At 64.4% G+C, this 12,996-nt stretch carries 12 protein-coding genes; 8 read left to right on the top strand and 4 right to left on the bottom strand.

Annotation, left to right across the window (positions count from 1 at the left end; all coding sequences use genetic code 11):
• The first annotated feature begins 92 nt into the window (after positions 1 to 92).
• Positions 93 to 1,088 (top strand): AraD1 family protein, encoded by a 996-nt coding sequence (gene araD1, locus ACSQ3E_RS04315; RefSeq protein ID WP_436121743.1) that lies wholly within the window; start codon positions 93 to 95, stop codon positions 1,086 to 1,088.
• A 22-nt stretch (positions 1,089 to 1,110) separates the two neighbouring features.
• Positions 1,111 to 1,866, top strand: a complete 756-nt coding sequence (locus ACSQ3E_RS04310) for an SDR family NAD(P)-dependent oxidoreductase (RefSeq protein ID WP_436121742.1) — start codon at positions 1,111 to 1,113, stop codon at positions 1,864 to 1,866.
• Positions 1,867 to 1,868: 2 nt separating this feature from the next.
• Here the strand turns inward: ACSQ3E_RS04310 and ACSQ3E_RS04305 are convergent, their stop codons facing one another.
• From ACSQ3E_RS04305 to ACSQ3E_RS04290, 4 genes are all read right to left on the bottom strand, one after another.
• Positions 1,869 to 2,888: an aldose epimerase family protein gene (locus ACSQ3E_RS04305; RefSeq protein WP_436121741.1), complete on the bottom strand. Its 1,020-nt coding sequence runs from the start codon at positions 2,886 to 2,888 to the stop codon at positions 1,869 to 1,871.
• Positions 2,889 to 3,006: 118 nt separating this feature from the next.
• The gene (locus ACSQ3E_RS04300) at positions 3,007 to 4,239 is read right to left on the bottom strand and encodes an NAD(P)/FAD-dependent oxidoreductase (RefSeq protein ID WP_436121740.1); all 1,233 of its coding nucleotides are present in this window, start codon (positions 4,237 to 4,239) and stop codon (positions 3,007 to 3,009) included.
• A gap of 5 nt (positions 4,240 to 4,244) precedes the next feature.
• Complete coding sequence (locus tag ACSQ3E_RS04295) at positions 4,245 to 4,559, bottom strand: MocE family 2Fe-2S type ferredoxin (protein ID WP_436121739.1); 315 nt, start codon at positions 4,557 to 4,559, stop codon at positions 4,245 to 4,247.
• 27 nt (positions 4,560 to 4,586) lie between these two features.
• Positions 4,587 to 5,675, bottom strand: coding sequence for a fatty acid desaturase family protein (locus ACSQ3E_RS04290; RefSeq protein ID WP_436121738.1), 1,089 nt, complete (start codon positions 5,673 to 5,675; stop codon positions 4,587 to 4,589).
• Positions 5,676 to 5,836: 161 nt separating this feature from the next.
• Here ACSQ3E_RS04290 and ACSQ3E_RS04285 point away from each other — a divergent pair, with 161 nt between their 5' ends.
• The 6 genes from ACSQ3E_RS04285 to iolG all read left to right on the top strand — a co-directional run bounded on the left by ACSQ3E_RS04285 (position 5,837) and on the right by iolG (position 12,892).
• A complete protein-coding gene (locus tag ACSQ3E_RS04285; protein ID WP_436121737.1) occupies positions 5,837 to 6,868 on the top strand; it encodes a LacI family DNA-binding transcriptional regulator in 1,032 nt (343 codons plus the stop codon).
• A gap of 148 nt (positions 6,869 to 7,016) precedes the next feature.
• Positions 7,017 to 7,832, top strand: coding sequence for a TIM barrel protein (locus ACSQ3E_RS04280; RefSeq protein WP_436121736.1), 816 nt, complete (start codon positions 7,017 to 7,019; stop codon positions 7,830 to 7,832).
• Positions 7,833 to 8,153: 321 nt separating this feature from the next.
• Positions 8,154 to 9,092, top strand: a complete 939-nt coding sequence (locus ACSQ3E_RS04275; protein WP_436121735.1) for a substrate-binding domain-containing protein — start codon at positions 8,154 to 8,156, stop codon at positions 9,090 to 9,092.
• A 96-nt stretch (positions 9,093 to 9,188) separates the two neighbouring features.
• Positions 9,189 to 10,727, top strand: coding sequence for a sugar ABC transporter ATP-binding protein (locus ACSQ3E_RS04270; RefSeq protein WP_436121734.1), 1,539 nt, complete (start codon positions 9,189 to 9,191; stop codon positions 10,725 to 10,727).
• Positions 10,728 to 10,758: 31 nt separating this feature from the next.
• Entirely contained in the window at positions 10,759 to 11,802 is a 1,044-nt protein-coding gene (locus ACSQ3E_RS04265; RefSeq protein WP_310322093.1) for an ABC transporter permease, read from the top strand.
• 100 nt (positions 11,803 to 11,902) lie between these two features.
• Positions 11,903 to 12,892 carry an inositol 2-dehydrogenase gene (gene iolG / locus ACSQ3E_RS04260; protein WP_310322091.1) on the top strand — a complete coding sequence of 330 codons (990 nt, stop codon included), beginning with the start codon at positions 11,903 to 11,905 and terminating at the stop codon, positions 12,890 to 12,892.
• Positions 12,893 to 12,996: the final 104 nt, after the last annotated feature.

Genomic DNA, 12,996 nt, shown 5'->3' with positions numbered 1-12,996 from the left:
AGGCGTGCGGCGCGTGTGCGTGGCGCGACGGGAAAGGTTTTGCCGGGCGCCGGAAACGAGGCCGGCCGGGGCGAGACGGAAGGAGTGCAGGAATGTTGATGTCCCAGATAGTGCTCGCCGACGGCAAGAGCCGGGTGGCGGTGCGGGAAGGCGGGACCGCGCGGCTGGTCAATGATGCCAAGTCGATCTACGCGCTGGCGCTGGAGGCTGTACGCGCCGGAACCACGCTTGCGGCGATCGTCTCCGACCGTGGCCCCGGCGAAACTGTCGATCTCGAGGCAGCAATCCGCGCCGGCCAGGTGCTGTCGCCGGTCAGGCATCCCGATCCGGCGCATCTGCACCTGACTGGCACCGGGCTTACCCATCTCGGCTCGGCGGCGACGCGCGACAGCATGCACAAGAAGCTGGATGCCAGCGGCGAGGAGACGCTGACCGATTCCATGAAGATGTTCCGGATGGGGCTGGACGGCGGCAGGCCGGCGCGCGGGCAGGCAGGCGTGCAGCCTGAATGGTTCTACAAGGGCAATGGCAACATGGTGGTCGATCCCGGCAAGCCGCTGGTATCGCCGCATTTCGCGCTCGATGCCGGCGAGGAGCCGGAGATCGCCGGCATCTATCTCGTCGGTGATGATGGCACGCCCTACCGCATCGGCTTTGCGCTCGCCAACGAGTTCTCCGATCATGTGACCGAGCGGATCAACTACCTCTATCTCGCCCATTCGAAGCTGAGGAACGCCTCGTTCGGCCCGGAGATCCTGGTCGGCGAACTCCCTGCCGACATCAAGGGAACGTCGCGCATCATCCGCGCCGGCAAGACGATCTGGGAAAAGCCATTCCTGTCGGGCGAGGCCAACATGTCCCACACCATCGCCAATCTCGAACACCACCATTTCAAATATGGCATGTTCCGCCAGCCGGGCGACGTACATGTGCACATGTTCGGCACCGCCACGCTGTCCTTCGCCGACGGGGTGAAGGCCGAGCCAGGCGACGTGTTCGAGATCGAGGCGGCGGAGTTCGGGCTGGCGCTGCGCAATCCGCTGAAACAGGCGCGGGCGGTGGCACCGGTTGCGGTCAGGACATTGTGAGGTGATGGCGATGAGTGATGGCATGGCGACATATCCGAGCCTGGCCGGGCGGCCGGTGCTTGTGTCCGGCGGTGCGACAGGGATCGGCGAGGCGCTGGTGCGCAGCTTCGCCGCACAGGGCGCGAAGGTCGGATTTGTCGACTTGGCCGAAGCCGAGGGCAGGGCGCTTGCCGAGGAGCTGGCGGGCACCGGCGCTTCCGTTGCCTTCCGTGCCTGCGACATCACCGATATCGCCGCCTATCGCGCCGCGATCGCGGGGATCGAGGCATTGCACGGCCGGACCTTGGCGCTGGTCAACAATGCCGCCAACGACACCCGCCACGACTGGCGCGAGGTGACGCCGGAGTATTTCGATGCCCGTGTCGCGGTCAATCTGCGGCACTCGTTCTTCGCCATCCAGGCGGTGGCGCCCGGCATGATCGCCGCCGGTGGCGGCGCCATCGTCAATCTCGGTTCGATCGGCTGGATGAAGGCGTCGGGCGGTTATCCTGCCTATGCGACGTCGAAGGCGGCCGTGCATGGCATGACGCGATCCTTCGCCCGCGATCTCGGCAAGCATGGCATCCGGGTAAACACGCTGGTGCCGGGCTGGGTGATGACCAAGCGCCAGCTCGAGCTCTGGGTCGACGATGCGGCCAATGCCGAGATCGACAAGGGCCAGTGCCTGGCTGGGCGCGTCCTGCCCGACGACATCGCGCGCATGGCACTGTTCCTTGCGGCCGACGATTCCAGGATGTGCACGGCGCAGAACTTCGTCGTCGATGGCGGCTGGGTGTAGGGCTACTCGACCATCGAGAAGCGATATTCGGTGACCTGCGAGTAGATCTCGTCCGGCCGCAGCACCGCACTTGGAAAATGCGGATGGTGAATGGCGTCGGGGAAGCGCTGCGGCTCCAGGCACAGCGCGCCGTGGCGCACGGGTGCGATGCCGCCGCGCAAGGGCGGGGCAACCGGCAGAAAGGCACCGTCATAGAGTTGCAGCCCGGGCTCGGTGGTCCAGAGGTCGAGCCGGATGCCGGACAGCGGGCCCTCGAGACGGGCGGCGTGCCACGGCTCCGGTGCCGGTTGCATGGCGAGTACCCAGTTGTGGTCATAGGGGCTGTGCGCCTCATCCGCCGCGTTGCGGACCGGGCGAAGCTCGCGGAAATCGAAGGGCGTGCCGTCGAGGGCTGGCACCTCGCCGGTCGGGATATTGTGCTCGTCGACCGGCGTGTAGGCCTCGGCGGCGATCTTGAGCCGGTGGTCGAGGATCGAACCGCCACCGTCGAGATTGAAATAGGCGTGGGTGGCGAGGTTGACCAGCGTCGGGGCATCGGCGCGGGCGCCGAGCGCGATGCTGAGGCGGCCCTGGTCGAGCGCATAGCGGCAGGTGGCGATGACCTTGCCGGGATAACCCTGATCGCCTGCCTGCGAGATCAGCGCCAGCAGCACCGAACTGTCGTTGGCGTCGACGACGAGCCAGTTGCGGCGAAAGAACCCGTCGCTGCCGCCATGGAGATGCGTGTGGCCAGCCTCGTTGAGATCGAGCTGGAACGTCTGTCCGTCGAGCTCGAAGCTGCCGCCGGCGATGCGGTTGGCGCAACGCCCGGCGATGGCGCCGAAATAGCCGCCATGGCTGAGGTAGCCGTCGAGATCGTCGAAGCCGAGGATGACCGAGCGCGTGCCGTCAGGCGTGGCGACGATAAGGTCGGCAAGTGTCGCACCGAAGGTGAGGATCCTGGCCTCTATTCCCTCGGCGGCGATGTTGATCGCCTGCACCACCGTGCCGTCGGGCATTCGACCGAATTCGCTGATCGGCATTGTCGTTCGCTCCGCACGCCCTCGCGCCCAGCGCAGAGTCCTGCAAACCGGCACGATTCTCAAGCGGCTTTTGCCAAGCCCTTCGCGCGCCCGAATAGACGCGCGGCGCGGCCAGGTGTCAGGCGGCGAGCAGGCTCTTGAGCTTGACCGAGGGCGCGGCAAGCGCGCCGATGTCGGGGTGGACGGATTTCGCGATCAGCATCTCGGCGAGGCGGATGTCGCGCGCGACCGCATTGCCCTGGCCGATGCCGCTGGCGGCGACGAGCCGGCCGTCCTGCTTGAGGTGGAACAGGATGAAAGCGCCGTCGTCGAGGTCACGGCGCACCGTGCGCTCGCCTTCGTCCGGCAGGCCGGCGATCTGCAGGCTGAGCCCGTACTGATCGGACCAGAACCAGGGGACGCATGCATGGCCTTCCTCTGATCCCAGCATGTTGCGCGCGGCGAGCGCGCCGTGCTCCTGGGCGCTGCGCCAGGCCTCGAGGCGGACGCGGCGGCCGCCATAGACGGCGAGCGGGAAGGAGCAGCAGTCGCCGGCAGCGAAGATGTCGGGATCGCTGGTGCGCAGCTGCGCGTCGACAGCGATGCCGTTGTTGAGGGTGAGGCCGGCGGATTCGGCGAGTGCCGTGACGGGCACGGCGCCGATACCGATGATGGCGAGATCGGCGGTGATCTGCAGGCCACTGGCAAGCGTAATGCGCACGCCGTCGGTCCTGTCGTCAATTGTCGCGATGCCGTCGCCGCAGATGATGTCGACGCCTTCGGCTGCATGCGCCTCGTGGATGACGGTAGCGATTTCCTCCGGCACGCCGCGCATCAGGATGCGGGATTGCGCTTCGATGACAGTGACGTCCGCGGCGAGTTTGCGGGCGGATGCGGCGAGCTCGAGGCCGATGAAGCCGCCGCCAATGATGGCAATCCGGCGGCCGGGGCCGAGATGCGCGCGGATGGCCAGCGCATCGTCGAATGTCCGGAGATAGACGCAGTACGAGCCGAGCCCTGCAAACGGAAGCTTGCGCGGCACGGCACCGGTGGCGATCAACAGCTTGTCGTAGTCGAGGTCGGAGCCATCGCTCAGGCGAACGGAGCGGTTGGCGCGGTCGATCGAGGTCGTGGAGGTGGCGCCGAGCAGGTCGATGCGGAGCTCGGCGAGGCGGGTGGCATCGGCGATCGCCTTGATGGCGGGCGCATCCGTCGAGATCATCGCCTCCTTGGACAGCGGCGGCCGCTCATAGGGCAGATGCGTCTCCGCACCGACAAGCGTGATGGTGCCGTCGTATCCGGTTTCGCGCAGGGCGAAGGCAGCGCGCGTGCCGCACTCGCCAGCGCCGATAATGACCATTCCCGCCGTCATCTCGGTCAACTCAGCTGAATGAAGACCTTGCCGGCGTCGACTTTCACCGGATAGGTCCTGAGGTTGACGCAGACGGGCGCGCCGCGGGCAGCACCGGTCTTGTAGTTGAAGCGGCCATTATGCTTGGGGCATTCGATGATGTCGCCCATGACCAGCCCCTGCGACAGGTGGATCTGCTCGTGGGTGCACAGGCCGTCGGTGGCGAAGAACTCGTCCTCCGGGCTGCGGTACAGCGCAAAGGTGCGCCCGGCATGGTCGAAGCGGAGAACGTCTTCCTCGTCGATGTCCCCGGTCGCGCAGGCCTCGATCCAGTCGCTCATGTCTCTCTCTCCCTGGGGTTCGAAAATCTATTCGGCGGCGAGTGCCGTCTCGCTGTGGAATTCCTCGCGGTAGGGCCGGGCCGTCGGCGGCAGCTCGCGCTTGACGAAGTAGTCCTCGTTGCGGAGCTGGCGGACGAAGGCCGGCAGCATCTCGCGGTAGCCGTCCCACATGGACTGGGACGGCGCCGGCAGGTCGTGCCTGATCATCTCGTGCAGCTTCGGCAGCGCGTGATAAGGCACCATCGGGAACATGTGATGTTCGACGTGGTAGTTCATGTTCCAATAGATGAAGCGGCTGATGGGGTTCATCAGTACGGTGCGGCTGTTGAGCCGGTGGTCGATGACGTTGTCGGCGAGGCCGCCATGCTGCAGCAGGCCGGTCAGCACATGATGCCAGGCGCCGTAGAGGCGGGGCAGGCCGACCAACATCAGCGGCAGCCATGAGCCGAGATAAAGCGCGAGCGTGACGGTGGCCACATAGATGGCAAGCCAGATGCGGGCGATGCGGATGGCGCGGGGCTGCTCGCTATCGGGGATAAAGGTCTTCTCTTCCTTGCTGATGATACCGGCGGCGTTGCGGACCATGTCGACCATGGCGTGCCAGGCGTCGAGCAGGCCGAAGAAATTGAGCACCACGCGCAGAAGGTCAGGCGGGCGCATGACGGCGATCTCCGGATCGCGGCCGACGATGACGGTGTCGGTGTGGTGGCGAGTGTGGCTCCAGCGCCAGGTCACCGGATTGCGCATGATCATGAAGCAGGCGATCTGGTAGACCGCGTCGTTCATCCACGGCGTCTTGAAGGCGGTGCCGTGGCCGCATTCGTGCCAGCGCGAGTCGGTTGCCGAACCGTAGAGCACGCCGTAGCAGAGGAAAAACGGCACGCACCACCAGCTGCCCCAGAGTGCTGCGCCGGCCGCGCCGAAGGCGATGAGCAGGCCGAGCCAGATTGCCGTGTCGCGGATAGCCGGGCCGTCCGAGCGCTGCATCAGTTCCTTCATCTGCTTGCGCGGAATGTCGGTGTGATACCACTCGGCGGCGGCGAGGCCGCTTTCGACGGCGCGGCGCGCGCTTTCTCCCACAAGGCTGTAGTCGCGCGCCGAGGGCGTCACGGTCATGGCTCTCTCCCAGGAAGTCGGAAACAGGTCCGCGATGGGCGCTGGACATCGTTCGCTGGTAGAATGCTAACTCAAGATGCGATATTTTCAATCATGACATGATAGTTTCTATCATTTTCTATCATAATGGGTTAAGCTGGGCGTAAATCCAGGGATTGGACATGAGCAAGCGCCCGACCATCACAGATCTCGCCCAGGCCTCGGGCGTCAGCGTTGCGACTGTCGACCGGGTGCTCAACGGGCGCCTGCCGGTGCGTGAGGAAACGCAGCGTCGCGTCTATGAGGCGGCGACATCGATCGGCTATCACGCCGCCGGGCTGATCGCGCAGCGCATGCGCAAGGAGCTGCCGGTGTATCGGCTGGGCTTCGTGCTGCTGCGGCCGAAGGACGTGTTCTATTGCGCTTTCGCCGGTGAACTGGAAAAGGCAATCGCCCAGGCGCCCGGCTTTCGCGGCACTGGTGTCATCGAATTTGCCGACACGCTCGCGCCGGAGGAGATTCTGGAACGGCTGCGCCGGCTGGCGGCAAACTGCGATGCCGTGGCGCTGGTCAGCCCGGACCATCCGTCAGTGACGGCGGCCGTGGCGGAGCTGAAGGAGCGCGGCGTTCCCGTCTTCTCGCTGTTGTCGGACTTCGCGTCAGGCATTCGTGAGGGTTATGTCGGCATCGACAACCTCAAGGTCGGACGCACGGCCGCGTGGATGATCTCGAAATGCGCGCGCAGGCCGGGCAAGGTGGCGCTGTTTGTCGGCAGCCACCGCTTTCATGGCCACGAGCTGCGCGAGATCGGTTTTCGCGCCTTCTTCCGCGAACACGCGCCCGAATTCACGCTGCTTGAGACCATCGTCAACAACGAGTCCTGGCAGACCACCCACGAGGTCGTTGGCGATTTGCTCCGTAAGCATGACGACCTCGTTGGTTGCTATGTCGCCGGCGGTGGCATCGAAGGCGCGATCTCGGCGCTGCGCCAGGCCAAGCCCGATCCGCTGCCGGTGCTGATCTGCAACGAGATCACCGTGGATACGCGCGCGGCGCTCGCCGACAATCTGGCGGTGATGGTGATCGCGACGCCGCTGGCGTCGTTGTGCCGCGAGCTTGTCGGGCTGATGGCGCATGCGATCGAGGAGGGGGCGGCCAATGCGCCCGGCCAGACCTTCCTGCCGTTCGACATCTTCCTGCCGGAGAACATCTGAGCGGCGCTTTCATGGTTCGCTGGCCATGCGAATCTATCACCAAATGATAGATTCGCATCATCTTTCGGATTGACTGTTCCAATTTATGGGTAGATTGGAACGGAAATATCGACGCGCGTCGCCCGCGTTACTGGAGGAGAAATTCGGCATGACCAGCAAGCTCACTTTCGCGCTGAACCACATGGTGGCTCCCGGGCTGAAGCCAGCGGCGTTCTTCGCATTGTGCCGCGAACTCGGCCTGAGCGACGTCGAAATTCGCAACGACCTCGCCGGCAACGCCATCATCGACGGCACGTCGGCCCCCGCCATCAAGGCGCAGGCTGCGGAAAATGGAATATCCATTGCAACCATCAACGCGTTGCAGCGCTTCAACGAATGGAATGCCGTGCGTGAGGCCGAGGCGATCGAACTCGCCGACTATGCCCGCAACGTGGGTGCGAAGGCGCTGGTGCTGGTGCCGGTCAATGACGGCACGGGGCAGGCCGACGGCGAGCGCCAGCGCAATCTCAGGACGGCGCTGACGGCACTGAGGTCCATCCTCGGCGACCGTGGCGTGCGCGGCCTTGTCGAGCCGCTCGGCTTCGAGATCTGCTCGCTGCGCTCCAAGCGCGAGGCGGCCGAAGCCATCGAGGACGTTGGCGGCGCGACCACGTTCCGCATGGTGCACGATACGTTCCACCACCATCTCGCCGGCGAACCTGACATCTTTCCTGGCATGACCGGCCTGGTGCATATTTCCGGCGTCGACGATCCCGCTGTTACGGTATCCGACATGCGCGACCCGCACCGTGTTTTGGTCGACGCAGGCGACCGGCTCGACAATGTCGGTCAGATTCGCGCGCTGGTGTCGGGCGGCTATCAGGGGCTGCTGTCCTTCGAGCCGTTTTCGCCTGTCGTGCAGAAGCTTGCCGAGCCGCGCGCAGCACTTGCGGAGAGCATCGAGTTTATCCGCTCGCGAGTCTGACATCAGGGCCTCTGCCAGCCAAATCGCTATCCGATCCAGCGCCGTCCGGCCGACCGGGCGGCGCACTTCATTGTTCTCCCAAGATTGAGGGGGCAGCGATGGAATGTCTCTTGACGTTTGGCCTTAATATGGAATAAACATTTCATATAGAAAAAACACGGCCCGAATATTCTGAAATCAGGGTCGGCACCATCGGGAGGCGGGCGGCACCGACATCGCAGAGGAGCGATGGTGGCGCCCGTGGATATGAGCCTAAGGCGTGGCCGCGGGCTTCCGGCACAACGGGGTGCAGCCGGGCACCATTCGTGGAGGAGAGTAATCATGAAGAAGTATTTGCTCGGCGCTGCCATTTCCGCGCTGATGGCCAGCTCTGCGTTTGCCGGCGACATCGGCGTCAGCATGGCCAATTCGGACACCTTCCTGACTGTCCTGCGCAAGGGCATCGAGAAGTCCGCTGCCGATGCCAGCCAGCCGGTCGTCATCGAAATCGCCGACGACGACGTCAACAAGCAGCTCAGCCAGGTCCAGAACTTCATCGCCGCCAAGGTTGACGCCATCATCGTCAACCCGGTCGATACTTCGGCCACCGGGCCGATGACCAAGCTCGCCAACGACGCCGGCATTCCAATCGTTTATGTCAATCGCGAGCCGATCGACGTCGGCGCGCTGGGCGCCAAGGGTGCCTTCGTCGGCTCGAACGAAGTCGATTCCGGTACGCTGGAGACCAAGGAAGTCTGCCGCATCCTCAAGGAAGCCGGCAAGACCGAGGCAGGCATCCTGATCATGGTCGGCGACCTCGCCAACCAGGCCGCCGTGATGCGCACCAAGGACATCCATGACGTGAACGCCGGCAGCGAATGCGGCGTCAAGCTGAACGTCATCGACGAGCAGACCGCCGGCTGGGATCCGGTCAAGGCACAGGACCTGATGACCAACTGGATCGCCGCCGGCCACAAGCCGGATGCCGTCATCTCGAACAACGACAACATGGCCATCGGCGCCATCAACGCCATGAAGGCTGCCGGTTGGGACATGAAGAGCGTGATCGTGGCCGGCGTTGACGCCACCCAGGAAGCGCTCGCCTATATGAAGGCCGGCGACCTTGACGTCACCGTGTTCCAGAACGCGGCTGCCCAGGGCGGCGGTGCAGTCGACACGGCGATGAAGCTCGCCAAGGGCGAAGCAGTGACGTCGCCTGTGTGGGTGCCGTTCGAGCTGGTGACCCCGGCGAATATGGACCAGTACACCACCAAGAACTGATATGATCTGACCAATGCGCCGTCGGAAACGGCGGCGCATTTTCCCCACAAGGACCACGCCCGCACGAAAAGCCGGGCCGGCCTGGGAGGACCAATCATGCAAGGCACTGGTACGATGGAAGCGGCGCCTGCGGGCGGGGCCGCGGTGGACGGCGGCTATCTTCTCGAGGTCGAGAGCGTCCGCAAGGAATTTCCTGGTGTTGTCGCCCTCGACAATGTCCAGCTTCGCCTCAAGCGCGGCAGCGTGCATGCGCTGATGGGCGAGAATGGTGCTGGCAAGTCGACGCTGATGAAGATCGTGGCCGGCATCTACACGCCCGATTCCGGCAGCTTCAAATTGCGCGGCGAAGACATCAAGCTGCGTGGGCCGCTCGATGCGCTCGAACACGGCATCGCCATGATCCATCAGGAACTGAACCTGATGGCGCCGATGACGGTGGCCGAGAACATCTGGATCCGGCGCGAGCCGACAAGCCGGTTCGGCTTCATCGACCATGGCGAGATGCGGCGCAAGACGGCAGCCCTGTTCAAGCGCCTCAACATCGACATCGACCCCGACATCCAGGTTGGCACGCTGAGTGTGGCGAACCGCCAGATGGTCGAGATCGCCAAGGCGGTGTCCTACGAATCCGATGTGCTGATCATGGACGAGCCGACTTCGGCGTTGACCGAGCGCGAGGTCGATCACCTGTTCACCATCATCCGCGCCCTGCGCGAACAGGGCAAAGGCATCATCTACATCACCCACAAGATGAATGAGCTGTTCGAAATCGCCGATGAGTTTTCGGTGTTCCGTGACGGCAAGTACATCGCCACCAAGGCTTCGACCGAGGTGACCCGCGACGACATCATCCGCATGATGGTGGGCCGCGAGATCACCCAGATGTTCCCCAAGGAAGAGGTGCCGATCGGCGACGTCGTTTTGTCGGCCAAGGGGCTGACGCTCAAGGGCGTATTCTCGGACGTTTCGTTCGACGTGCGCTCGGGCGAAATCCTCGGCATCGCCGGCCTTGTCGGCTCCGGCCGCTCGAACATCGCCGAGACGATCTTCGGCGTGACGCCGGCCGACGCCGGCACGATCGAGCTGTTCGGCAAGACCGTACGCATCGACAGCCCGGCCGCGGCCATGAAGCACGGCATGGCTTTCCTGACCGAGGATCGCAAGGAAACAGGCTGTTTCCTCCTGCTCGACATCCAGGAAAACACCCAGATGGCGGTGCTGCAGGCTGGCTACGTCAAGAACGGCTTCGTGCAACAGAAGCAGCTCGGCAAGGATTCGGTCGAGATCAGCCAGGCACTCAGGGTCAAGACGCCCGACATGGCCGAACCGATTATCAACCTGTCAGGCGGCAACCAGCAGAAGGTGCTGATCGCGCGCTGGCTTTTGACCAAGCCGAAAATCCTGATCCTCGACGAGCCGACACGCGGCATCGACGTCGGCGCCAAGGCCGAGATCCACAGGCTGATCTCGAAGCTCGCGGGGCAGGGCGTGGCGGTCATCATGATCTCGTCGGAGATGCCCGAGGTGCTGGGCATGAGCGACCGCATCATGGTGGTGCATGAGGGCCGGGTCACCGGCTTCCTCGACCGGTCCGAGGCCAATCAGGTGAAAATCATGGAACTCGCGTCGCACTGACGGCGCCAACGAGATCAAGGGTGGAAGAACCATGTCGACCAACGAGATTGCGGGTCCCGCAAACGTCATCGGAAGCAAGAAGCGCCTGCCGCCTGAGGTGTCCATCCTCGGCGTGCTGATCGGCATCGCCATCGTCTTCGAGATTCTCGGCTGGATTTTCGTCGGCGACAGCTTCCTCGCCAACAAGCAGCGCCTGTCGATCATCATCCTGCAGGTGTCGGTGATCGGCATCATCGCGGTCGGTGTGACCCAGGTGATCATCACCGCCGGCGTCGACCTGTCCTCTGGATCGGTCGTCGGCCTCGCCGCCATGGTGGCGGCAAGCCTGGCGCAGACATCGGCCAACCCGCGCGCCGTCTATCCCGCACTGACCGACATGTCGCCGATCTGGGCGATCCTGGCCGGCCTCGGCGTCGGCCTGCTTGCCGGCATCGTCAACGGCTCGCTGATCGCCCGAACCAAGATACCGCCCTTCATCGCCACGCTCGGCATGATGGTGTCGGCACGCGGCCTGGCCAAATGGTACACGCTCGGCCAGCCGGTGGCGCTGCTCGACGACAGCTTCACCTGGTTCGGCAAGAGCTTCAACATCTTCGGCTTTCCGCTGCCGCTGCCGGTCATCGTGTTCCTGCTCGTCGCCGTCATCTTCCACATCGCGCTGGGCTACACACGCTACGGCAAGTTCACCTATGCCATCGGCGCCAACCCGCAGGCGGCACGCGTTTCGGGTATCAACATCGGTGGCCACCTGATCAAGGTCTATGCCATCGCCGGCCTGCTGTCGGGCCTGGCAGGGGTGATGACGGCGGCGCGTGCGGCCTCCGGCCAGCCGGGCATGGGCGTGGCCTATGAACTCGACGCGATCGCTGCGGCGGTCATCGGTGGCACCTCGCTCTCGGGCGGTGTCGGGCGCATCACCGGCACCGTGATCGGCACCATCATCCTGGGCGTTCTGACTTCGGGCTTCACCTTCCTCAAGGTCGGCGCCTACTATCAGGAAATCATCAAGGGCATCATCATCGTTGCGGCCGTGATCATCGACCAGCACCGCCAGAACAAGCGCAAGAAGACATAAATTCGAATTGGGCCGCCCGGCATCCCGTCAGCGGGCGGCTCCATCCCCAGAGATCAAGATTGCAGGCCCGGACGGCGCGGGCCAAGGAAATGAGGTTGTCATGACAGTTCGGTTCGGTGTCCTTGGCGCAGGCCGCATCGGCAAGGTTCACGCCAAGGCCGTGGCCTCGAACGCTTCGGCCAAGCTCGTTGCGGTGGCCGACGCCTTCGAAAAGGCGGCAAACGATCTCGCCGCCGCCTATGGCTGCGACGTGCGTTCGATCGAGCAGATCGAGGAAGCGTCCGACATCGACGCGGTGGTGATCTGCACGCCGACCGACACCCATGCCGACCTGATCGAGCGCTTCGTGCTCGCCGGCAAGGCGGTGTTCTGCGAAAAGCCGATCGACCTCGACGCCAAGCGTGTCGAGCAGTGCCTGGCCGTGGTCGAGAAGGCTGGCGGCACGCTGATGGTCGGCTTCAACAGGCGCTTCGACCCGCATTTCGCCGCCGTGCGCAAGGCGATCGACGACGGCGCCATCGGCAAGGTCGAGCAGGTGGTGATCACCTCGCGCGATCCCGGCGCGCCGCCGGCGGAATACATCACGCGTTCGGGCGGCATCTTCCGCGACATGACCATCCATGATTTCGACATGGCGCGCTTCCTGCTCGGCGCCGAGCCGGTGGCGGTGACGGCAACCGCCTCGGTGCTGGTCGACAAGAAGATCGGCGAGCTTGGCGATTTCGACAGCGTCAGCGTCATCCTGGAGACCGCGGCCGGCCAGCAATGCGTCATCACCAATTCGCGCCGCGCCACCTATGGCTACGACCAGCGCATCGAGGTGCATGGTTCGGACGGCATGGTAGCGGCTGAGAACCAGCGCGCCGTGTCGATCGAGGTTGCCAACGGCAAGGGCTATACGCGCCCGCCGCTGCACGACTTCTTCATGACCCGCTACACCGAAGCCTATGCCGCCGAAATCGCCGCCTTCGTCGCCTCGGTGACCAAGGGCGCCAAGATCTCGCCCGACGGCAAGGATGGCCTGATCGCGCTGAAGCTGGCGGATGCGGCGCTGAAGTCGGCCAAGGAAGGCAAGACCGTACGGCTCTAGGCCAACGGGCGGACAGTCGCCTCGGGGCAACTGGCCTCGGGGCGCACAGTCACAATCGGTCGATGGAATAAAAATTCCTGATGACTGATAATTGGAATTGAAAT

The sequence above is a fragment of the Aminobacter sp. LjRoot7 genome (assembly GCF_964252895.1).
In the GTDB taxonomy this organism is placed as follows: Bacteria; Pseudomonadota; Alphaproteobacteria; order Rhizobiales; family Rhizobiaceae; genus Aminobacter; species Aminobacter aminovorans_B.
This window is presented reverse-complemented; position numbering and strand designations above follow the sequence as displayed.

Excerpts from the sequence above, each read along its gene's own strand:
- araD1 (WP_436121743.1), top strand. The coding sequence starts at position 93 with ATGTTGATGTCCCAGATAGTGCTCGCCGACGGCAAGAGCCGGGTGGCG.
- ACSQ3E_RS04310 (WP_436121742.1), top strand. The coding sequence starts at position 1,111 with ATGGCGACATATCCGAGCCTGGCCGGGCGGCCGGTGCTTGTGTCCGGC.
- ACSQ3E_RS04305 (WP_436121741.1), bottom strand. The coding sequence starts at position 2,888 with ATGCCGATCAGCGAATTCGGTCGAATGCCCGACGGCACGGTGGTGCAG.
- ACSQ3E_RS04300 (WP_436121740.1), bottom strand. The coding sequence starts at position 4,239 with ATGACGGCGGGAATGGTCATTATCGGCGCTGGCGAGTGCGGCACGCGC.
- ACSQ3E_RS04295 (WP_436121739.1), bottom strand. The coding sequence starts at position 4,559 with ATGAGCGACTGGATCGAGGCCTGCGCGACCGGGGACATCGACGAGGAA.
- ACSQ3E_RS04290 (WP_436121738.1), bottom strand. The coding sequence starts at position 5,675 with ATGACCGTGACGCCCTCGGCGCGCGACTACAGCCTTGTGGGAGAAAGC.
- ACSQ3E_RS04285 (WP_436121737.1), top strand. The coding sequence starts at position 5,837 with ATGAGCAAGCGCCCGACCATCACAGATCTCGCCCAGGCCTCGGGCGTC.
- ACSQ3E_RS04280 (WP_436121736.1), top strand. The coding sequence starts at position 7,017 with ATGACCAGCAAGCTCACTTTCGCGCTGAACCACATGGTGGCTCCCGGG.
- ACSQ3E_RS04275 (WP_436121735.1), top strand. The coding sequence starts at position 8,154 with ATGAAGAAGTATTTGCTCGGCGCTGCCATTTCCGCGCTGATGGCCAGC.
- ACSQ3E_RS04270 (WP_436121734.1), top strand. The coding sequence starts at position 9,189 with ATGCAAGGCACTGGTACGATGGAAGCGGCGCCTGCGGGCGGGGCCGCG.
- ACSQ3E_RS04265 (WP_310322093.1), top strand. The coding sequence starts at position 10,759 with ATGTCGACCAACGAGATTGCGGGTCCCGCAAACGTCATCGGAAGCAAG.
- iolG (WP_310322091.1), top strand. The coding sequence starts at position 11,903 with ATGACAGTTCGGTTCGGTGTCCTTGGCGCAGGCCGCATCGGCAAGGTT.